The following is a 22,512-nucleotide window of genomic DNA, read 5'->3' on the forward strand; positions in this document are numbered from 1 at the left end:
GTATGCCGTACAAGTCATCGCCCCCGCTTCGCGTTCGCTCGGCGCTCCTTTGCAGCCGAACACTCTCCCTGCCCGGAAAATGTCCATGAAAAAGCGCCCATCGTCCCCATCGTCAACGGGCTTTTCCGCGCGACGCCGAAGCCGCCTGCTCGCCCTAGAACCACGCGTCCTGTTCGACGGCGCGGCGTTGCATGACACTACGCCGATCGACAATCACGACACGACTTCCGACCTCACGCATATCGCGCAGGCTGCGGCGATGGCTCCGCCCGCAGAGGCGCCCGCCGTTCCGCATGAAATCCTTTTCATCGACAGTTCCGTGCCGGAAGCGCAAACACTGGTGTCCGGGACCAGGCCAGGCGTACTTGTAGTCCAGCTGAAAGCGAACCAGGATCCCTTCGACCAGATCAGTGCCGTGCTGCGCGATCACCCGGGTACGACGGCGATGCATATCGTGTCGCATGGTGGGTCCGGCTTCCTGTCGCTTGGCGGCCAAAGCATCGACGAAGCTCAACTCGCCAATCATGCGGTCACCATCGCGCAATGGAAGACGGCGCTCACGCAGGATGCCGACCTGCTGATCTATGGGTGCGACGTCGCCTCCGGTGAAGCCGGGCGGAGTTTCGTCGACAAGCTCGCAGGCATGACCGGCGCCGACGTAGCCGCGTCGAGCAATGCCACCGGCAGTGGCGGCGACTGGACACTCGAAACCGCCACTGGCCCTATCGAGACGGCCAGCTTCCTTACAGACGCTGGCGCGGCCGCTTACCAGGCACGGCTTTCCACCATCAATCTCGCGGGCAGCACGGGATGGGTGCCGATCCTCGTCGGCGACAATTTCGACCCGAACAATGACACGCAGTCGAATGCCGCGGATACCGACCTGATCGGCAATGCCACGCATCCGTTGCTGTATGCTGCCTATGACGACGGCGGCACGAGCAACACGACCGCGGACGACACGATGGCGTTCCGCCTGCGCATCGACAACCCGACCAGCCCGACCTATTTCGGCGGCGTCGCCCTCATCGGCATGGACGCCAACCTGGACGGAAAGATCGACATCTTCTTCGCCGTCGACGGCCGCAACAACGGCCAGGCGGTGAGGCTGTTCGATCCCGGCACGGACGCGAATGTCTCGCCGAACACCACCTCCACCTCGCCCCTGCCCACAGGCTGGGTCGCGAGCAACGGCATCTATTCCTTCAGTGCGAGCAACTACTCGGTCAATGCGGTATCCGCCAGCACTGACCCCAACTGGAGCGGCAGCGCCGACCTCGGCGTCGACGGCAAGACCGACGTCTTCGTCAGCTTCAAGATTCCCTTTACCGACATCGCAACCGTCCTGTCGAAGGCGTCGCCCACGGATCGCAACGGCAATCCCGGCCCGCGCGGCACGACCGGCATCAGTGGATTCACCAAGGATACGGTGGTGCGCTACGTCGCGATGACACAGACTCAGACCGGGCCGATCAACGGTGACATCGGTGGCGTCGGTGCCAGCTACGACAAGAACGCGACATTCTCCTCGCTCGGCGCCTTTTCGGATTCGATGTCCCCGTCCAATCCCGTCCCGGCCGCCACCACGCTGACAGTGAGCGAGCCGATCGATACGAACGGTGTGCTCAATGCCGTCGAGGATGACGCGACCACCATTTATGTTTCCTCGAACCTGGCGGATCACAGCAAGACCTTCACCGTGACGGTGGCCGACGACGCAAACTCCTCGGTGTCTGGCACAGCCAGCTACGACAGCGCCAGCGGCAAGTGGAAAGTCACCGAAAACCTGAGCACGCTGAACGACGGGACACTGACCGTCACCGCGACCTACGATCCCGACAACGACCTTGGCACACTCAACAGCGTCACGGATACGGCGACCGTCCTGCATGACAAGACCCCGCCGTTGGTCAGTATCGATCAGCTCGCAACGGCCACGACCGGCAAGCCTGTGCTTTCCGGAACGACGGACCTCGCAGCCGGCTCCATCGTCACAGTCACTGTCGACAACGACAACGTCAGCAGCACGGCCAATCTGGTTTATCGCGCGCTGGTGGTCGCAGGCATGGGCGGCGTAAACACCTGGAGCGTGGATACCGCGTCGGCAACGCCGGTCTCGGGTACGTTCCCAACCGGCGGCCTGAGCAGCTACAGCAAGATCACGGCAAGCGCGCAGGACGCCGCAGGCAACAGTGCCAGCGCCGTTGCGCTCAACCACCCGACCGTGGCCACCCTGTCCACCAACAGCACGACGCCGACCATCAGCGGCACCTGGACCAACATCGCCGGCGACACGCTCTCGGTCACGGTCAGCGGAGCGACCTACACGCTGAGCCCGAGCGGCAACACCTGGACCCTGAATCTCGCCACGGCGACGCCGAGTTCCGGCACGCTGACGCCGTTGGTGGCTGGCCAAAGCTACGATGTCGTGGCAACCGTGTCGCGCACCGGCATGGCCGCGGTCAGCGACACCAGCACCGCCGAACTGACGATCACCAATACGCCGGTGCCGAGCGTCAGCATCAACGGCGGCGACACTGCCAGCGGAAGCGACACCACACCGGTCATTGCGGGCACCTCGGCAAATGCGGGCGGATTCGTCACCGTGCGCCTCGATCCGAACAACGATGGCAACCTGTCCGACGCGGTGACCTACTCCGTCACGCCGGACGGCAGCGGCAACTGGACGCTGGACACTGGAAGCGCCACACCGATATCAGGGGTCACGCCCAGCGGCGGATTTACAGGCAACATCGGAATCCGAGCGACGGACAGCAGCGGCACGGCGGCCGACACGCAGGTACTGACCGTATCCACGCCTGCAGTGGCCGTCAGCAGCATCACCAGCGCGGCGGTGACTGACGGATTCGGTGTGGTGAACAATACTGGCGCGGGCGCAAACTGGCTGAACATGACTGAAGACGACTCGGTCACTATTTCGGGCACGGCGACCAATGGCTATTCGGTCAACCTTGTGATTGCGGACGCCAACGGCAACTACGTCAGCTCCAATGGCTTGGCCGTGACGAATGGTGCCTGGTCGGTTAGCGGATTGAACCTGTCCAATCTCGACAATACGACGCTGACGGTGACTGCGACGTTGTCGGGTACCAACATCCATACGAGTAGTACATCGGTAACGCATGATAAGACTGCGCCGCAGATATTCATCAACAACCCGAGCGAGATCAAAAAGAATGGCGGCGTGGTCTATGGCGGTAGTGAGCTGCCAAACTCGAGCGTGACGATTACGATCAGGGATTCCACCGACAGCAGCACGGTCTACACCGGAAAGGTACCGACGGATGCGAACGGCGACTGGACCTGCACGACAAGCGGCAACCTTGTCTCCGGCTCATCCGGTAATGTCATCATCAAGGTCGCTCCCACAACACAAGCGACGGATGCAGCAGGGAACATCGTCCAGCAGTCAAGCAAAAGCCAGTATGTGACGGCGAACGCAAGCACGTCAACGATCTCCATTGGCACGATCGCTGGCGACGACCTCATCTCGGTCAACGAGATAGGCAGCGGGCTGACCATCTCCGGCACGACGTCACTGACCACCGCGCCGACTTCCGCATTTACTGTAACAGTAACGGACGGCACAACAACGCAAACAGCGACCGTTACGGCCAACACCAGCGGCAATTGGTCCGCTCTTCTGACGCAGTCACAGATTCAGGCCTTGAAAAACGGGCCCCTGACCGTGACGGCGACCGTACTCGACGGCACCATTACCGTTTCCGATACCGCATTGCCCACATTGTCACTGCCGACGCCAACCATCACCATCACCGACAACATCCCAGGCACGGCCGCCGGCGACATCACCTTCACGTTCACCTTCAGCGAAGACCTGGTGCCGTACGGGACAAATGCGACCAAGGCGTTCACCGCGGACGACATTACCGTCGCCAACGGCACCAAGGGTACCTTTACCAAGATCAGTCCCACAGAGTACACGCTGGTCGTCACGCCGACTCCCACCTCATCCGGCACGGTGACGGTCGGCGTGGCAAGCGGCGCAGCTTATGGCGTCAACAGCGGACGCGGCAATGCCGCAGCCACCGGCACGCAGGCATACAACACCACCGATCCGTCCGCCGGCACACCGCCGACTCTGACCATCGACGCAAGCAGCCTCGAAACCGACAGCACGCCGCTCATCACAGGCACTACCAGTCTGCCCGCAGGCGCCTCGGTGATCATCACCATCGATCCGGACAACGACACCACGACCAATAACAGCCTGACCTATTCGGCCATGGTGCAGTCGGACCACACCTGGAGCCTGAATCTCGATAGCGCGACACCCTCCTCCGGCATGCTGGAGGCGACAGGCCTGAACACGTACGCGAAGATCACGGCCAGCGCCACCAACGCATTCGGCTACAACACGACGGTGACAGCGCTCGATCGCCCGACGGTGACCAGCCAGGTGACCAGCGACACCACGCCGACCATTGGCGGGACCTGGACCAACATTTCCGGCGATTCACTCACCGTGACGGTGGGTGGGGTCACCTACAACACCGGCAATGGCCTGAACATCTCCGGCAATACCTGGTCGCTCACCACCAATGCACTGACCGCCGGCACCAAGGAAGTGGTCGCCACCAACACGCGGACCGGCGATGCTTCGATCAGCGACAGTACGAGCAACGAACTCGTCATCGACATCACCGCGCCGACGGTGAGCATTACCTCGGCGAGCGCGACCAAGGACACGACGCCCGTCATCTCCGGCACCACCGACCTGCCTGCCGGTAGCACGCTGACCATCACCATCGATCCGGACAACGACCCGGCCACCGACAACAGCGTGAGTTACAACGCCATCGTGGTCAGTAACGGCGGCACCAATACCTGGAGCATTGATACCGGCAGTGCCATCCCCGCCGGCGGCACCTTCCCGAGCACGGGCCTTGCCGGCAATGTTGGCGTCAAGGCCATTGGCACCGACACTGCAGGCAACAGCGCCACGGCGGCACAAACGCTCAACGTCGACATCATCCCGCCTGTGGTGTCGATCACCTCCAACAGCAAGACGCCAGATACCACCCCGCTCATCTCGGGAAGCACCGATCTGCCTTCCGGCAGCACCATCACCCTGGTGATCGATCCCGACAACGTGCCGGGCGGTACCACCTACACTTACACGACGACCGTGCAGGCAGGCGGTGTCTGGAGCGTAGATACCGGTACCGCGACTCCAGCCGGCGAATCGGCGCCAGTCACTTACACCAATGGCAACACGCTCGGTCTGGCCGCGTCCGGCACGGACGACGTGGGCAACAAGGGCACCGCCACCAAGGCCGTGCAGATCACCACTGCGCCGACGGTCACGGTCATCACACCGATCGACAGCGCCGCCAACCAGGACAGTAACGGCAGCCTCTCTGCAACGGAGGATGATGCCGTCGTCATCAAGGGCGCGACGACTGCTCCCGCGGGCAGCACGCTCCACGTGACGCTGACCGATGGCACCACCACCATCAGCGACACCGCCACAGTCGCCAACGATGGCAGCTGGCAGCTCGCAGCATTGAACCTGAGCGGCATGAACAACGGCGTCATCTCTGTCACCGCAACCTATATCGATGACGGCGGGGACAACTACAGCGGCACGGCGACCGTGCTGCACGACAAAACGGCAGGCGGCGGCGTATCGATCGACAGCATCACGAACGACACCGGCGTGATCGCGGATTTCATCACCAGCGATACCACGCTTGTTTTCAAGGGCAGCGCCGCGTCGGGAGCGAACGTCACCGTGACGCTGAGCGATGCGAGTGGCCAGGTGTTCCAGACCACGGTCACGGCTGACAGCGGTGGCAACTGGAGTTATGACCGCAGCAGCACGCCGTTGAGCAAAGGAAGTTATACGCTGACCGCGTCGAACGGGCCCGCCAGCGCAAGCCAGGCGATCGTGATCGACACCGCGGCGCCTGTGGGGCCGGTCACGGTGACATCACTGAGCACTGCCGACACAACGCCCGCAATCACCGGCACCGCCGCGCTCGGTGCGGGCGAAACGCTGCGCGTCAGCGTCAACGGCAAAACCTATACCGAGGGCGACGGCAATCTGGCCGTTGCCGGCAATGCGTGGACATTAAGCGTGCCGGCATCCGATCAACTAACGACCGGCACCTACGAAGTCACGGCCACGATCACCGATACTGCCGGCAATGTGCTGACCGATGCGACCACCAATGAACTCGTCATCAGCAATACCGATTCCACTGCGCCTGCCGCTCCGTCCCTTTCGCTGCTGGCAAGCTCGGACAGCGGCAATAACAGCGACGCCAAGACCAATGACAACACGCCGACCGTACACGTAAGCCTGCAGGGAACTGGCGCAGCTGCCCCGGTCGTGGACGATGTCGTGAAGGTCAATCTGAACGGCACGACGATTGGCACAGCCAAGCTTACCAGCAGCGACATCGCCAACCAGTACGTCGAGATCACTACCAGCACGCTAGGCGCTGATGGCGTGAAGAGCCTGACTGCCACGGTCACGGATAGCTCCGGCAATATCTCCACCGCCTCCGATCCGCTGGTGATCACACTCGATACCACCGCGCCAGTATTCGGATCGGCCACCGTCAACGACACGATACTGACCCTCACCTATACCGAGGACGGCACCGGCATGGCGTCGACCACGCCGGCTGCAACGGACTTTGCGGTGATGAAGAATGGATCGACCACCGTGTCTGTCTCGTCGGTGGCGGTCGATGCGTCAACCCGAACTGTCACGCTTACGCTCGCTTCTGCAATCACGAAAACCGACACCGTCACACTCGCCTACACGCCAGGCACCAACAAGACACAAGACGTGGCGGGCAATCTGGCCGCGGCACTGACCGACCAAAGCGTCACCAACAACAGCAGCGATATCGTGGCGCCTGCAGCGCCGGGCTTGAGTCTGGTGACGACATCCGACAGCGGCAGCAACCATAGCGACACCAAGACCAGCGACGACACGCCAACCGTGCGCGTCACGCTGCAGGGCAGCGGCGCCACAGCGCCGGTGGCCGATGACATGGTCAACGTATATCTGGGCGAGACGCTGGTCGGCAGTGCCAAGCTCACCAGCGACGATATCGCCAACAACTACGTCGAGATCACCACCGCGACGCTCGGCATGGACGGTATGAAAAGCCTGACGGCCAAGGTAACCGATGGGGCTGAAAATGTATCCGCCGCATCCAACACGTTGGCAATCCTGCTCGACAAGACCGCGCCGGTACTGGATTCAGCCCAGGTCAGCGGCAGTACGCTGACATTGACCTATACCGAAACCGGTTCCGGCATGGATGCCATCGTTCCGGCCCTCGGCGATTTCGTCGTGAAGAATGGTGGCACGAGCATCGGCGTGACCTCGGTATCGCTTGACGCCGCGAGCAAGACCGTGACGCTGACGCTGGGCAGCGCCGTATCCAGTACCGATACCATCACGCTCGACTACACGCCGAACGCGAATGGAACACCGACGCAAGATATCGCGGGCAACCGGGCCGCGGCACTCAGTGCCGTCGCCGTGACGAACGGTACCGCCGACTCGACGGCACCCGCTGCCCCGACGCTCAATTTGCTGCCATCGTCTGACAGCGGCACGAGCGACAGCGATGCCAAGACAAATATCGATACACCTGCTGTCCGAGTCACGTTGCAAGGCAGCGGCGCAGCCGCCCCGGTCGTTGGTGACGTGGTGAAGGTCTACCTCGATAACACGCAGATCGGCATCGCGAAGCTCGGCTCGACAGACATAACCAGAGGCTATGTCGACATCACCACGAATACACTGGGATCCGACGGCGCGAAGAGTCTGACGGCGACAGTGACCGATTCCGCAGCCCATGTTTCCGACGCGTCCAACGCGCTTACCCTGACACTCGACAGAAGCTCGCCGGTTCTCTCGTCGGCTACGGTCAACGGCACATCGCTGGTCCTCACCTATACGGACGCAGGTACCGGCATGGCCTCGACCACGCCGGCAACATCCGACTTCGTGGTGACGAAGAATACCAATACGCAGGTGAGTATCACGAACGTCTCGCTCGATACGTCCAGCAAGACAATCACGCTGACCCTCGATTCGGCTGTCACGAGCAGCGACATAGTCACCCTGTCTTACAACCCGGGCACCGACAAGGCTCAGGACGTTGCAGGCAACGCGGCGGCGGCACTATCGGGCCATGCAGTGACCAACGATACTGCCGTTTCCGCCGCGCCCGCAGCGCCGGCCTTGAGCCTGCTCAATGACTCGGACAGCGGCACGAGCAACAACGATGCCAAGACCAGCGATGACACGCCGACAGTGCGCGTCACACTGCAAGGCAGTGGTGCAACCGCTCCAGTCAAGGGCGATGTGGTAACGGTATACCTTGATGCAAATCCTGTCGGAAGCGTCGCACTTGACGACACCAGCATTTCCAACGGTTATGTTGATATCACTACGAATACCTTGGGAGACGATGGCACGAAAACACTGACCGCGACGGTGACCCACGCCACGAACAAGGAATCCGCCGCGTCCAGTGCACTGGAGATCGTGCTGGATAAGACTACCCCCGCCTTGTCATCGGCCAGCGTAAGCGGAACGACACTGACGCTCGCTTACGCGGAATCCGGCTCCGGGCTGCTGGCGACAGCGCCCGCTACCGGCGACTTCACGGTGAGCAGGAACGGCGATACAGTCACTGTGTCCTCGGTTTCCGTCGACGTTGCCAACCGCAAAGTCATCCTGACCCTCGCCGAAGCATTGACCAAGACTGACGTTGTCACGCTCGCCTACACACCCGGCGACAATCCGCTCGTCGACGTGGCCGGCAATGCAGCTTCCGGTTTCGAGGGACAAGCCGTGGTCAACGCGAGCGCGGATATTGTCGCGCCTGCCGCTCCGGTTCTCACACTGCTTCCCTCATCCGACAGCGGCGCCAGCAACAGCGATGCCTATACCAACGTCATGGCACCAGGAATCCGGGTGTCCTTGCGGGGCACGGGGGCCAGCGCGCCGGTAGCGGGCGACACGCTCACCGTGTATCGGGATGGCAGCGTGGTTGCTTCAAGCACGCTCAGTGCCGGCGATATCGACAACGGCTATCTCGACATGAAGATGCCGTCGCTTGGCGGCGATGGCACGAAGAGCCTGACAGCGACACTCACCGACGCAGCGAACAACACTTCCACGCCGTCCGACGCCTTGCTGGTCACGCTGGATACGACAGTTGCAGCGCCGAGCGTCGGGCTGGTGAGCGACACCGGAATCAGCAGCAGCGACAGGATCACAAAATCCAGCGCGATTTCAGTTGGCAATATCGAGACCGGGGCCACGGTGCAGTACAGCAGCGATGGATCGACCTGGAGCGGCAGCTTCAGTGCCGTCGAAGGCGCGAACAGTGTTCATGTACGGCAGGTCGACCGCGCAGGCAATTTCAGCAGTGCATCCTCGCTGTCGTTCACGCTGGATACGCGCGTCGCAACACCTTCGATCGCGCTTGCTCACGATACTGGCACCAGCAGCAGCGACCGGATCACCGCGGACGGCACGCTGGATGTGTCAGGCATCGAAACCGGTGCGAAGGTCGAGTACAGCGTGGACGGCGCGACCTGGAGCAGCAGCATCACCCCCGTGGAAGGCACGAACACGGTGTACGTGCGCCAGACTGACGTTGCAGGCAACGTCAGCGCAAGTGCTTCCCTCAACTTCACGCTGGATCCGATCCCGAACGCGCCGTCCATCGTGCTTAAGAGCGACACCGGAACCAGCAGCAGCGACGGCATTACCAGCAATCCGGCCTTGACATTGGCCGGCACCAAGGCCGGGGCGACAGTGCAATACAGTGCCGATGGCCTTACCTGGGGCAGCAGTTTCACGCCCGTGGAAGGACGCAACACGGTGTTTGTCCGCCAGGTGAGCGTGGGCGGCAATGCGAGCGCAGCGACCTCACTCAGCTTTACGCTCGATCGTACGATCGAAACTCCGGCGCTGGCGCTGGCAACAGACAGTGGCGCGAGCAGCACCGATCGCATCACGAACAGTGGCGCGCTGGTCGTTTCCCATATCGAAAACGGCGCGCGCGTGGAATACAGCCGCGACGGTGCCACGTGGAGCAGCAGCTTCACACCACTGGAGGGAGCGAATACGGTATTCGTGCGGCAGACCGATATTGCGGGCAATGTCAGCGCGAGCGCCTCGCTCGACTTCACGCTCGATACCCGCGTGGCGGCACCTGTCATCGAGCTTCCGCCTCCGACCGGCAGCGGCGGCCAGTACACCACGGCACCCGACATCAGCGTCTCGGACATCGAGACTGGCGCTAGCGTCGAATACAGCACGGATGGCAGCACGTGGAGCAGCGGCTACACCGTCACGGAAGGCGCGAACACGGTGTATGTGCGTCAGACCGACCTTGCCGGCAACGTGAGCGGGGCTGCTCCCGCATCCTTCACGCTCAATACCCTGGCCGTCAATCCGACGCCGCCCACCACGACGCCTGGCAGCGGCACGTCTACCGGCACCGGTTCGTCGAACACTGGCGGCGCAGGTAACACAGGCAGCAGCACAGGCAGCACGCCTGCCGGCCCCGGCAGCATCGATGGCGGCCTCAACCCGTCCACGCCTGCGGGCACCACCGACAGCGGAACCGCGACGAGCGCGCCGCCCACGAATGCCACGGTAAGCCCGGGCACGACGCAGGTCATCGCGGGAACGAGCAACACAGGCAGCGCCATCCCCGCAAGCGTCTCAACCGGGCCCATTGTGCCGGTCATCGGCGGTTCATCCGCGACGACGGCATCGGCGTCGGTCGACGGACTTGCCGCTGACATGGCATCAACGCAGCCGAACAGCCACCTCAATCTGCTGGCCGGCATTCCACAGATTGCGTCTGATAGCATCGCGACAAACGCAAATGGCCCGGCAAGCAGCGTCCTGGAATCGACCGATCGCGGCTTCCCCGTCTCGCGCGTGCAAACGCCGGGCGTGGGCGGCCCCACCGCAGGCGACCGGCAGGAACAGGCCAATACCAACGGTGCAACGGCAACGCCGGCCGGATCGATCGACCTGGCGCAACAGAAAGGCGGTGACCGGCTGTTCGTCTACCAGGGCATCCGCGACACCAATGTTGCAGGCGGCGGCAAGTTCGACTACTTCGTGCCGCGCGAGGCGTTCGGCCACACCAACATGAATGCGGTGGTGCAACTGGATGCCACCCTGACTGACGGTTCGCCCTTGCCGGAATGGCTCGACTTTGATCCCGTATCAGGACGTTTCAGCGGACGCCCGCCGGCCAACGAGCATGTCGACCTCGCAGTGAAAGTGATCGCGCGCGACAACGATGGGCGCGAGGCATCGAGCACTTTCCACGTGCGCGTGCAGGCAACGGAAAAGCACGCGACTGCCGACCACCACGATACCCCGCCGGCGAAGCATATGGCCGGCGCCAGGGGCGACGCCACGGTCAAGACCGCCGAAGCCGCGGCGCGCAAATCGCTGCCGTTCCGCGAGCAATTGCGCATCGCAAAGCCGGCACACGATCCGCTCCTCGCGCGCATCGCGGGCAAGGACAGCCATCCGGTGAAGACCATCAAGCCGCAAAGAATAAGCTAAACAAGTGAGCACACCACCCAACATGGAATCATTGAATATCGAGAAAAGCCGCCCCCCGTTCCGGCGGGCCACGCTGACGGTGCTGGTCGCGCTGGCGCTCGGTGGCTGCGCGGTGCAGCCGACCCCCATCGGCTCCGCGGAATACCAGGCGCAAGTGCAGGACCTGCATCAACGTCTCTTCGCCGGCCAGGAGAAAATCAGCGCGCCCCTGACGCTGTCGGATGCGACCGCGCGCGCCATCAAGTACAACATGGATTACCGCGTGCGGATGATGGAGCAGGCGCTCTCTGCGGGCCAGACCGAGCTTGCCAACGCCGACCTGCTGCCGAAGCTGACGCTCTCGGCGGGCTACTCGACGCGCAGCAACGACTCCTTCGGCTATGGCTTCGGCACCGACGGCCGGATTTCGCCGAATCCGACGGCGTCCCAGGAGCGCACGCATGAGACCGGCTCGATCGGCTTCGCGTGGAACGTGCTCGACTTCGGCCTGAGCTATGTGCGCGCGAAGCAGATGGCCGACCAGTCGCTGATCTCCGAAGAACGCCGGCGAAAGGCATTGCAGAACCTGGTGCAGGATGTGCGCCTCGCCTGGTGGCGCGCCGAAACGGCACAGCGCTTGCGCCCCGAGATCGATGCCTTGCTGGACGAGATCGACCAGGCATCCTCCCGCGCCAAGCTGATCGAAACGCGCCGCCTCCTGCCGCCGCTGCAAATCGTCGCGTATCGCCGTTCCCTGCTGGACCTGGAACAGCAACTCTCCGTGCGCCGCCAGGAACTGGGGCAGGCGGAGGTGGAACTCGCCACGCTGATGAACCTACCGATGGGTACTACGTACACGCTGGCGAAAGCGAATAGTGAAGACTTCGTCGCGCCCATACTGACGGCGAAGATGGATACGCTGGAAGAGGCCACGCTGAAGAACCGGCCGGAACTGCGCGAGGAAAGCTACAAGACGCGCGTCAGCAATCTCGAGTGGAAGAAGCAGATGCTCGGCCTGCTGCCCAGTTTCGGGCTGGAGGTTGCCGACAACTACGACAGCAATCGCTACCTGCTCAACAACCAGTGGGCATCCGGCGGCCTGAACCTGTCCTTCGGACTGCTGAAGCTGTTCTCTCTCCCGGCCATGAACCGCGCGCAGCAGGCGCAGAGCGAAGTCGACGAGACGCGCAAGCTCGCCACCACCGCCGCCATTCTGGCGCAAACGCGGCTGGCAGCCGTGCGCTACGACTTGCTGGCGCATGAGTTCGGCGTGTGGGATGACGCGTCGAAGGACGACGCCCGCATCGTCACCTATCTGCAGTCGGCCAAGCAGGTCGGGCTCGAAACGGAACTCGAACTGATCCGGGCTCGTGCCCGGGCGCTGGTGTCGCGCGTGCAGCGCGACTTCGTCCATGCGAATCTGCAGGCCGCGATGGGAAGGCTGTACAACTCCATTGGACTCGACAGCCTTCCGGCGCAACTACCCGATCACGACGCGGCGACGCTCGCCAGCGCGCTGAACGAACAGATCGGCAAATGGGAACAGGCAACGTTCAGCGAAAAGCCGCTGCCGAAATTCGGCACCTTTGCGCTGGAGCCCGTCAGTGGCGTGCCGGCGAGCGGCGCAAAGCCGTTTGAAGCGGCCATGCTGCGCATCCTGCGCCTGTCGAAGGTCGCGCTCGCAACCGATGGCAAGCCGCAATTGCGCCTGCAAGCCATCGTCGAACTCGCTCCGCAGCAAGCCAGCGGCCGCCCGTCAAAGGTCAAGCTGCGTCTCATCGACAGCAGTGGTCATGTTGTCGCAGAGGCCGAACAATCCACCATGCTGCTTGAACCGGTCAGCAACGACCAGTGGCAGGCGCTGGGTGAAGGAGCGGCATACCGCATGATCGAACCCATGCGCAAGGCGCTGCGCCAGCCGGCGGCCGTCCGTCCCGCGGCGGCGCTCTCCGATACGAAGCCATCCGCTGCCCTCTGGCTGCGTCATTCGCTCAGCCTCGGCAACCCAACGACGATGAACCTTATTCAACACAATTAAATAAACATGAACCGCACCACACTCTTCTGCCTGCTTGCCGGCGCCATGGCTGGACTGTCTTCGGTTGTTTTCGCGCAGCAGTCCGCGCCGGAAAAGATGGCGCCCACCGTCCTTGCCGCCGATGCCAAAGAGATTTCGGCACTCGTCAGCGCCGAGGATGACGCCACGCTCTCGAGCCAGATGGCCGGTCGCATCAAGGCCATCCACTATGGCATCGGCCAGGCCTTCGGCGCGGGCGCGACGCTCGTTGAATTCGACTGTGCCGAGCAGGAAGCACGCTTGCAGAGCGCGCAGGCCGAACTGCTCGGCATGCGCGAGACGCACCTGACCAAGCTGCGCCTGCAGGGCCTCGGCGCAGCAGGCGAACTCGAAGTGACGATGGCTGCCGCCGCAGCGGAAAAGGCGAAGTCGCAGGTGAAGCAGCAGGAAGTCCAGATGGACTTCTGCAAGGTGAAGGCACCCTATTCCGGCCGCGTCGCGCGTCTGCGTGCGAAAACCTACGAGAACGTATCGCTGGGGCAGCCGCTGATGGAAATTGTCACCAACGCCAAACTGAAGATTGCCATGCACGTGCCTTCCAGCTGGGTCAGCTGGCTGAAGCCCGGTACGCCGGTCAAAGTGCAGCTCGCTGAAACCGGCAAGGAGCATGCTGCAAAAGTCACCAAGGTCAATTCCCGCGTGGATGGCGTGAGCCAGTCGATCGAGATTGAAGCCCGCTTCGACGGCAAGACCAGCGGTGTCCTGCCGGGCATGATCGGTGCCGCACGCTTCCCGACCCAGCCGAACTGATCATGTCCGACATTCACCAGGCCGGTTCGGTTGCCGTCCTGCTCACGCTGGAACGGTCGCTGCGACGCTGCCGCTCACGACGCGGAATGCTGTTCGCTGCCGTCAACGATAGCCATGCCGCATTGCCGTTCGAACAGACGGTGCTATGGGTAGGCAATACCTTGCGCCGCGTACATATCGAAGCCGTCTCGGGCCTTGCGGAGATCGATGAGAACGGGCCGTACGCGCTCTGGCTGGAACGCCTGTTCGAGCATCTGCAGGCCCGCAGCAGTGAACGGGTGCAGCACATCGTTCCGGAGGACGTGCCGGCTGAGCTGCAGCAAGGCCACGAAGAATGGATGCCCGCGCACAGCCTGCACTGCCGGCTTGAATCGCCCGAGGGCAAGCTGGTCGGCGGCCTGTGGCTGACACGGCACGAAGCATTCGACGATGGAGATCTCGCACGCGCCGAATGGCTTGCGGAGGCGATCGGATTCTCGCTCTGGGCCTGGCAGCGCGAGCGGCTGCATTGGCGCGAGCAGCTGCGGTTCGGCTTCACACGCCGCCAGAAAATCGTCGCGCTCGCGGTCGCGGCCGCCTTGTTCGCCTTGCCGGTGCGGTTGTCAACCCTTGCGCCTGCGGAGGTTGTACCGGAACAGCCGATCCCGATCACCGCGCCGGCCGACGCAGTCGTGCAGCAGATCCTGGTCGCGCCGAACCAGCCGGTGACGGCGGGGCAGCCGCTGTTGCAGCTCGACGATACTTCCCTGCGCAATCGCGTTGCGGTCGCGCAGAAATCGCTCGAGATCGCACGTGCGGAACGGCAGCGCGCGGCGAGCAAGGCCTTCTCCGACGATGCCAGCAAAGGAGACCTGCAGTCGCTCGATGCGCGCGTCGAAGAGCGCGCTGCGGAACTGAATTACCTCGTCGAACTGCGCTCGCGCATGTTGGTCACCGCGCCGCAGGCAGGCATCGCCATCTTCACAGGTGTTGATGACTGGCGCGGCAAGACGGTGCAAACCGGTGAACGCATCATGACTCTGGCCGACCCGAAGAAAGCGGCGATCTCGATCGCACTCGCGCCCGATGATGCCATCCAGCTCGATGTCGGCAGTGATGTGAAGCTCTACCTGAACGCATCACCGCTCTCATCCTTCACCGCGAAAATCGCGCAGACGGCCTACGAGACCGGCCTCACGCCGGAAGGCGCTCCGGCATACATGCTGCGCGCGCAACTGCTGGAGCGCGACGCGCCGCCTCGCCTCGGCCTGAAAGGGACGGCAAAGATTTCCTCCGGCTGGGTGCCCCTGTCCTACTACCTGTTGCGCAAACCATTGCGCGCGCTGCGCCGCGCCGCGGGCATCTGACGCTCAGAAGCCGCTTTCCCGCACGACGACCGCGACGATGCGCGCGAGGAAATTCTCGGCCAGCGCCACGGGGCCGGTGGAGATGCGCACCGTCCCGCGTTCGACGTTTGCGGCTGGTGCGGCGCCATCATCGGGCCGGATCTGAACGCGGTACAGTGGGTGCAAGGCAGCCATGTGTCCGGCGTCGCGCGAGGTCACGGCGATGCCACCACCATGCGTCGATGCGAGCAATGGATGCGGCAACAGGTGGCTGCCCGCAGTATCAATGGCAACGATGCGGCCCGTGATGACGGGTGATTCCGGTGCATCGGGGTAGAACTTCACCGCCTGCCCCTTGGCCAGGCCGCGCAACTGCTCTTCATCGACCCACGCCTCGATCGTGCTGCCGGACGTGCCGACGACCCGCAGCAGAGGCTCGCGGGAATTGAGCCAGCGGCCGGGCGCGATTTGCGGCGACACGTCGCGGACCACACCATCGAATTCGGCACGCAGCGCAAGCCGTGCGAGATCGTCGCGCGCGCCCTGCTGGTCCGCGATCGCTTCGGCCAGCTGCTGTTCCAGTACCAGCGCGCGGTCGCGCTGACGCTCGTTGGCCGAGAGACGCGCCAGCTCGGTTTCCATTGACTTGACCTGAAAGGCGGCTTGGGTGGCGCGCTGTGCCGTATCCGGCGACGACAATTGCGCGAGCAGGCTGCCGGCGGACACCTGCTGGCCGGCCCGCACCGCGAGCTGGTCGAGGCGCGCGGAAGCCGGGGCGTACAGCGTCTGCTCCTGCGCTGCCTTGTGTAGTGCGGGCGCGCTGACATGAAATGCCACCGGCATCAGCCACAGGAACGCACCAGCGCCCAGCGCCAGCAACAGGAAAGCGCGCGGATTCGGACGCAGCAGGCGGCGTAGCGTCCATAATCCGTGAACCTCGCGCCAGACCGGGCGAGCGATGAACCAGCCGATTTCTACCATCATCAGGAAGATGCCCAGAAGCTTGAAGAACAGGTGATAGACCACGAGCGCGATGCCGAGAAACAGCGCGAAGCGGAACAACCAGGTTACGATGGCAAACACCGTCAACGCGGCATGCATGGCGCGCGACAGCTGCGGCTCCGGATCCGGCGTGTGCAGGCGAAAGAACAGCTGGCGCAGCTTGCGCCGTGCGAGCGCGAAGCTGCGCTCATGCAGATTCGGCAGGTCGAGCGCGTCGGACAGCAGGAAATAGCCATCAAAGCGCATGAACGGACTCACATTGATCGCAAGCGACATGAGCAGGCTGCTGCTGGCGAGCAGGAACAGCATGCTGCGCAGGACACCATCCGCCGCAATGGCCCAGCCGAGGATCGCAAACAGCGCCAGCGTCGCCTCCGCGCCGATGCCGGCGACGGCGATGGCGAAGCGCTGACGTGCGTCTGCCAGCTTCCAGGTCTCGCTGGTGTCGGTGTACAGGACCGGCCACATGACGAGGAAGGCAACGCCCATGGTCGGCACGCGCAGGCCGAAATGCTTGGAGACATAGGCGTGGCCCAGTTCATGCACGACCTTCGCGCAACTCGCCGCCACGAAGTAATAGAACAGGCCTTCGAGATTGAAGAACCAGGAAAAGGCGGTCTGTACCTCCTGCCACTGGCGCACCACAAGATACACGTCAACCAGCGCGACCGCGCCCAGCAGCGCGAGGAATCCTTTGGAAAACAGATGACGTATCCATGGCAGCGTCGCGTCGAGGAAACGGTCTGGGTGCAACAGGGGAATACGGAAAAACAGGTAGTGATGCAACAGCCAGGTCAGCCATTGCGGCTGCGCACGCAGCCATCGCTCATTCAGTTGCCTGCGCTGCGCCAGACTGTTCACGCGCAGCAGCTGCTGCTCGGAGAGAAAGGCGAGGAGTTCTTCCAGCTCGTCATGCGTTGGCCGCAGCGTCGTCTCGTGCGCGACCGCCTCCAGCAAGTCCGATGCCGTCATGCCCGCCTGCCAGCGGCGCAGCAGTTCGAATTCCTGCCATCCGATCTGAAAGAATCGGTTGCGCACGGGATCGTGGATGCGCCAGCTCGGCGCGCCGTCGCGCTGCACGGGCCCGGCCAGCAGGTGAAGGTCTGCGCGCAGCTCGGGCAAGCCATCGGATAAACCGGCTTGCAAGGAAATAAAGCCTGAGCGGGGCGCTGCTGCGTCGAAATTCATGGTGCACGGGTGGATGGGAGTCGCAGCAGAAGTGTTGCGAACGGGCACCGGTATTATGAGAGGGATTGCGCATGAGCACAATCCGCGACGTCCCCGAAGATGCAGCCGGAGATCAGGCGACGGCTGTCTTCGAATCGGCTGCGCCGCACAGCGCTGTGGGCGAGGTCAGAGGATGCGGCCGCCCGTCGTGCCGCGGAAGAAGGTGTGTGCAGACCTTGCGCGCGGATGCGAGCGCACGATGATAAAGATGGGTATCGACACCATCGACCTTATAGGCACGCAGCAGCGAAAACCGGTGTTCGGCGGCAAGCTCGTTCCAGAATTCCGCCAGGCGGCCGACAACATCATCCTTTCCTTCCTGCCACAGCATGTCGGTCATTCCCGCGAAGATGCGCACCGAATCGTGCTGTTGGCGGCTGCGCCGGATGAAATCGACGCTCTTGTCGCGGAAGCGATGCCATTGCGGCACGCCGTCGTCCATGATGGCCGACAGCATCAAGTCGGCGTCCTCGATCCGCAGTTGCCCTCGCATGACCACATCCACCAGGTCGAAGCCCTTGTGCGCCACAAGGCGACCGACCAGCAGCGACCATTGCAGCGCCGTCGCGACCACCCCGACCGCCTCCCCGTTGCGCAGGCCCTCGGCAATGAAATGGCTGACCGTTTCCGTCAGTTGATCGTCATGGCGATAGAACTGCGCGATGTGCTGCCCGGCAACTGGTCTGCTCAACATTGTTTTCCATGAAGTGAGCGTGCTCATGTATTTTTCCCATGTCATTATTTTAAGAACATATGCAGCCTCCTCCAGTGCCGGGCCATGACCGCCGGCGCTGGTCGGAGTGCAGAAGGGTTTGACCCCGGGAAAAAGACAATCCTGTTATCAATTTGTTCCCCTGTTGCCATGATTTTCCTGTCAATCCTGATGTATTGATTCATCCCCATCGCAGAAATATTTGTCCACGGAAAATACGGAAGGCACGAAAGGTTCCAGCGTGCCTGCGTCTTCCTTGGATGAACGAAACGCGAGGTTTTGTGACAAAGAAAGATCGCACCTTCTTTCAGGAAGTGAGCCGATGCAATCCTTCACGTCCGCTGTCAACTGCTGGTTCCATTTTCTTGACCAGGCGCGCCGGATGCGCGGCGCATCCATGGACCAGATGGGATATGGTCCGATCGAAAGTCCTTACGCGACCGTGCTCACGCGGCCCGGCATGCGCTTGCGTTTTTACGGAGGCATGCCGGCAAGCAGGCGCACTGCCCTGATCATTCCCGCTCCCATCAAACGCCCCTACATCTGGGACCTGTCGCCTGAGTACAGCGTCGTCCAGCGCGCGCTCACCGCTGGCATGCGAGTCTACCTCGTGGAGTGGACGCTGCCGGGTGCGGGGCAAGCCAGCTTCGGCCTCGATCAATACGCCAGCACCCTGCTCGATGCATGCATCGCTGCGATCCATGCAGCGCAACGCGACAGCAGGCTGTTTCTCCTTAGCCACTCGCTCGGCGGGATCCTCGCGGCCATCTATGCGGCGCTGCGGCCCGAACAGGTGGCCGGCATGGTCCTGATCGAATCACCCTTGCACTTCGCGGAAGCAACGGGTTCGTTTGGCCCGATGCTGTCGCTGTCACCGCCTGCGCACGAGATGACGCGACTGTTCGAGAACGTTCCCGGTTCGGTCATCAGTCTCGCCAGCGTGACTGCCTCGCCGACGACCTTCCAGGCGGAACGCTATGCCGATTTTGTGGCCAGCATGGAGTCGGACGCATTGCTTCGCAAACATATGCAGGTGGAACGCTGGGCGCTTGACGAAGCACCGATGTCAGGCCGCCTGTTCGAGGAAATCATCGACCAGTTGTATCGCGAAGACCGCTTCATGCGCGGCACGCTGGAGGTGGGCGGACAGCGCATCGGGCCAGCGGATGTCGTATCGCCCTTCCTTGCGGTCTACGATCCACGCAGCCTGATCATGCCGCCGGCCTCCATTGCCGTGTTCCACGCGGCCACCCGCAGCCGCAACAAGCGCCTGCTGCCCTACAGCGGCGACAGGGGTACTGCGCTGGCGCATGTCGGCGCGCTGGCGGGAACGAACGCCCACCGGCATTTGTGGCCGATGATTTTTCGGTGGATGGAAGAAACGGGAGTGGACGAGCCTGGCGCAACCAGGCATTGACCCTCCAAGCGAGGAAGGTGCGCAGGCGGATGGGCAAGCCGTCAGCCTGCGCCGCACGTGGATTACTTGTTGGTTCCGGAGCTGCTTTCCTGTCCGGACGCTTTGCTGCTGTCGCTGCTGCTCGATCCGGAAGTATTTTCCGGCGCAGCCGATTTGGCCTTGCTAGACTTCTTCGCTTTCTTCTTCGCATGCGTCCGCTTGGATGCCTTCTTCGCCGTGCCGCTGTCACCCGAGGTCATTTCCTTCCCTGACGCTTGCTGCTTTGACTGGATCTCGGCAGCATGACGCTCGACTTCAGCTGCCTTCTGCGGATCGGTGCTCTCCGTGATCCCGGATGACGCCTGGGCGAAAGCCGTGCCCGTCAGCGCCAGCAGTGAAACGAAAACCGCGAGAGATGTTTTCTTCATCGTTGCCTCCTTAAGTAAGTCGAATTCGAGTCGAATGGAACGCCTTGCCGCGCGGCAGGCTGCATCGCAGCGCATTGCTGCGCGGTCGCTCGAAATAGGACTGCTGGAAGCTGTTTCAGTTTCGTCAAGGTTGAAGATTATTATCAAAAGGCGTTGCATAAGATGCTGACACGCACTGGCGCCATGCATGCCCGGTATCAATTCATGACCGCATCCGAACTGGAGGTACCGGTCACCTTGCCGCTGGTCATGTCGAAATGCACGTTGAAGAAACGAGCCCCCTCCCAGCTCTGGTAACGCCAGTCCCACACCTCTTCATTCTTCAGCTTGAATTGCACCACGCTGCGCGGCCTGCCGAGCATGCGGCGCACCTCCTCCTTGCTCAAGCCCGGCTTGATGCGCGCGAAGTTTTCTTCGGTGAGGACCTGCCTGAAATCCTTAAGCTTGCCCGACCTGTCGATGCTGAAGAACCAGGTACGCACACCCTCGGGCCCGCGCGGATACTCCAGCGTTCGCGAGCCATCTTCCTCGTCGCGCACCGTATCCGGCTTTCCCATTACGTTGCGCACGTCCCCTTCCGTCGAGACACCGCGCTCCAGCTTGTCGAGTCCGAACTCCTCGATCGGGCGCCCCTGTCTGTCACACCCGAACAGGAACACACATGCTGCAATGAGCGCCAGCGCGCTGATCAGTGACCCCATCAATCCTCCTCGAAATTGTGTACGCAGTCTCATGCAGGTAGGAGCATCGAAACCGCCCATGCGTTCGCCACGCCCGCCTCCGGTCTTGCCAGAAGCAAAATGAAATATACGGGAATCGAAGAAATCCCGGACGTCCTTGCCCGCAACACGCGCCTGCCCCGCCGAAGCGGGCCATGAAATGCACTCTGCCGGTATATTGCATACTGCCCGCAAAACCCACTACCTGCTGAACCACTGCCTCCACGCGCACTCTACTCCATGCAATTCATTGAGGGAGCATTCATGGAGCAATTGAGCCTGCTCGACCTGCCGCGCATCGACGCATCCGACCTCTGGCTGAACAATCCGCGCGTCGCCTTCGAAAACTGGCAGCGTACCACCATCCACTCCGACGGCTTTCTCTATGCTGAACGGTCGGTGCGCCAGCACTGCGCCATGTGGAACCGCTTCGTCGATTACCTCGCCGGGTACGGCCTCGACGTGCGCACCATCCAGACCGACCGCCTCGCACATTTTCTCGACAGCCTGCGCAGCAAGGACGGCAGCCCGGCCGAAGACTCGACCAGGCGCCGTTACCTGAAGCTCCTGTCGGCGGTGTTCGAACATCTGCTGTCTGCGAATATCCGCCATGGAGCGAATCCTTGCACCGTGCTGTTCAGGTATTTCCGCCCGGCGCCGGACAGGAATCCCGTCGCGCTCGCATCTCAGGACGATGAAAAGTTCGTCGCCATGGTGCTGGCGGAACCGGCGCGCTACTGGCGCGACGTTCGCGACCAGGCGATGATGGTGCTGATCATCGGTTCCGGGCTGTACGCAAGCGAAGTCATCAACCTCGAGATGGATCATCTCGTGCTGGATGCCGATCCTCCCTACATGAACGTCGCCGCGCACGGTAAAGTGCCGGAACGCAAGGCACCGATCGCACCATTTGCGCGCGAACCGCTGCACAAATGGCTGGAACTGCGCGCCACCCTGCCGGCCGCATCCGATCATGTCGTATTCATCTCCGGCAAGGGCGGCAAGATGCTGCCGGCCACCCTTTATCGCAAGGTGCAATCGATCCTCAAGGCGCACGACAAGACATTGCACCCGCATGGCGGATTCGGGCCGCAAGTGCTGCGCAACTCTTTTCTGATGCGCCAGCTTGCCAGGGAAAAACCGGTCGAGGTTGTGAAGCAATGGGCTGGCCACGTCGAAACCAAATCGACATTGCGCTACCGCCGGCTGGTGGTGAATCCGGGCGGCATCGAGGCTGAATGATCCTGAAAACGGCGATAGGTCCACGAAAGACACGA

The 22,512-nt window shown here is 62.6% G+C and carries 10 protein-coding genes; 6 read left to right on the forward strand and 4 right to left on the reverse strand.

The window, feature by feature from the left end; all coding sequences use genetic code 11:
• Nucleotides 1-85 precede the first annotated feature (85 nt).
• Genes VJ698_RS07795 through VJ698_RS07810 form a run of 4 tightly spaced genes read left to right on the forward strand, consistent with a single transcriptional unit; the run spans nucleotide 86 to nucleotide 15,772 of the window.
• Nucleotides 86-11,620, forward strand: coding sequence for a SwmB domain-containing protein (locus tag VJ698_RS07795; protein WP_324102154.1), 11,535 nt, complete (start codon nucleotides 86-88; stop codon nucleotides 11,618-11,620).
• A 22-nt stretch (nucleotides 11,621-11,642) separates the two neighbouring features.
• Nucleotides 11,643-13,637, forward strand: a complete 1,995-nt coding sequence (locus VJ698_RS07800) for a TolC family protein (protein ID WP_324102155.1) — start codon at nucleotides 11,643-11,645, stop codon at nucleotides 13,635-13,637.
• Between the two features lie 6 nt (nucleotides 13,638-13,643).
• Entirely contained in the window at nucleotides 13,644-14,426 is a 783-nt protein-coding gene (locus tag VJ698_RS07805) for an efflux RND transporter periplasmic adaptor subunit (protein WP_324102156.1), read from the forward strand.
• Between the two features lie 2 nt (nucleotides 14,427-14,428).
• Nucleotides 14,429-15,772 (forward strand): efflux RND transporter periplasmic adaptor subunit, encoded by a 1,344-nt coding sequence (locus tag VJ698_RS07810; RefSeq protein ID WP_324102157.1) that lies wholly within the window; start codon nucleotides 14,429-14,431, stop codon nucleotides 15,770-15,772.
• A 3-nt stretch (nucleotides 15,773-15,775) separates the two neighbouring features.
• On the opposite strand, the gene VJ698_RS07815 is transcribed toward VJ698_RS07810, so the two are convergent.
• A complete protein-coding gene (locus VJ698_RS07815; RefSeq protein ID WP_324102158.1) occupies nucleotides 15,776-17,899 on the reverse strand; it encodes an HlyD family efflux transporter periplasmic adaptor subunit in 2,124 nt (707 codons plus the stop codon).
• Nucleotides 17,900-18,053: 154 nt separating this feature from the next.
• On the reverse strand, nucleotides 18,054-18,674 hold the full coding sequence (locus VJ698_RS07820; protein ID WP_324102159.1) for an MEDS domain-containing protein: 621 nt from the start codon (nucleotides 18,672-18,674) through the stop codon (nucleotides 18,054-18,056).
• Nucleotides 18,675-19,014: 340 nt separating this feature from the next.
• Between VJ698_RS07820 and VJ698_RS07825 the strand changes: the two genes are divergently transcribed.
• Nucleotides 19,015-20,109: an alpha/beta fold hydrolase gene (locus VJ698_RS07825; RefSeq protein WP_324102160.1), complete on the forward strand. Its 1,095-nt coding sequence runs from the start codon at nucleotides 19,015-19,017 to the stop codon at nucleotides 20,107-20,109.
• A gap of 62 nt (nucleotides 20,110-20,171) precedes the next feature.
• Here the strand turns inward: VJ698_RS07825 and VJ698_RS07830 are convergent, their stop codons facing one another.
• Nucleotides 20,172-20,675, reverse strand: a complete 504-nt coding sequence (locus VJ698_RS07830) for a hypothetical protein (protein WP_324102161.1) — start codon at nucleotides 20,673-20,675, stop codon at nucleotides 20,172-20,174.
• 38 nt (nucleotides 20,676-20,713) lie between these two features.
• A complete protein-coding gene (gene bamE / locus VJ698_RS07835; RefSeq protein ID WP_324102162.1) occupies nucleotides 20,714-21,217 on the reverse strand; it encodes an outer membrane protein assembly factor BamE domain-containing protein in 504 nt (167 codons plus the stop codon).
• A 282-nt stretch (nucleotides 21,218-21,499) separates the two neighbouring features.
• Between bamE and VJ698_RS07840 the strand changes: the two genes are divergently transcribed.
• Nucleotides 21,500-22,477: a tyrosine-type recombinase/integrase gene (locus VJ698_RS07840; RefSeq protein WP_324102163.1), complete on the forward strand. Its 978-nt coding sequence runs from the start codon at nucleotides 21,500-21,502 to the stop codon at nucleotides 22,475-22,477.
• The last annotated feature ends 35 nt before the right edge of the window (nucleotides 22,478-22,512 follow it).

Origin of the sequence: Noviherbaspirillum sp., assembly GCF_035254685.1 — a bacterium.
Lineage (GTDB): Bacteria > Pseudomonadota > Gammaproteobacteria > Burkholderiales > Burkholderiaceae_D > Noviherbaspirillum.

Bases quoted from the DNA above. Each gene is read 5' to 3' on its own strand.
- VJ698_RS07805 (WP_324102156.1), top strand. From the start codon at position 13,644: ATGAACCGCACCACACTCTTCTGCCTGCTTGCCGGCGCCATGGCTGGA.
- VJ698_RS07820 (WP_324102159.1), bottom strand. From the start codon at position 18,674: ATGTTGAGCAGACCAGTTGCCGGGCAGCACATCGCGCAGTTCTATCGC.
- VJ698_RS07840 (WP_324102163.1), top strand. From the start codon at position 21,500: ATGGAGCAATTGAGCCTGCTCGACCTGCCGCGCATCGACGCATCCGAC.
- bamE (WP_324102162.1), bottom strand. From the start codon at position 21,217: ATGGGGTCACTGATCAGCGCGCTGGCGCTCATTGCAGCATGTGTGTTC.
- VJ698_RS07830 (WP_324102161.1), bottom strand. From the start codon at position 20,675: ATGCAACGCCTTTTGATAATAATCTTCAACCTTGACGAAACTGAAACA.
- VJ698_RS07800 (WP_324102155.1), top strand. From the start codon at position 11,643: ATGGAATCATTGAATATCGAGAAAAGCCGCCCCCCGTTCCGGCGGGCC.
- VJ698_RS07825 (WP_324102160.1), top strand. From the start codon at position 19,015: ATGCAATCCTTCACGTCCGCTGTCAACTGCTGGTTCCATTTTCTTGAC.
- VJ698_RS07810 (WP_324102157.1), top strand. From the start codon at position 14,429: ATGTCCGACATTCACCAGGCCGGTTCGGTTGCCGTCCTGCTCACGCTG.
- VJ698_RS07795 (WP_324102154.1), top strand. From the start codon at position 86: ATGAAAAAGCGCCCATCGTCCCCATCGTCAACGGGCTTTTCCGCGCGA.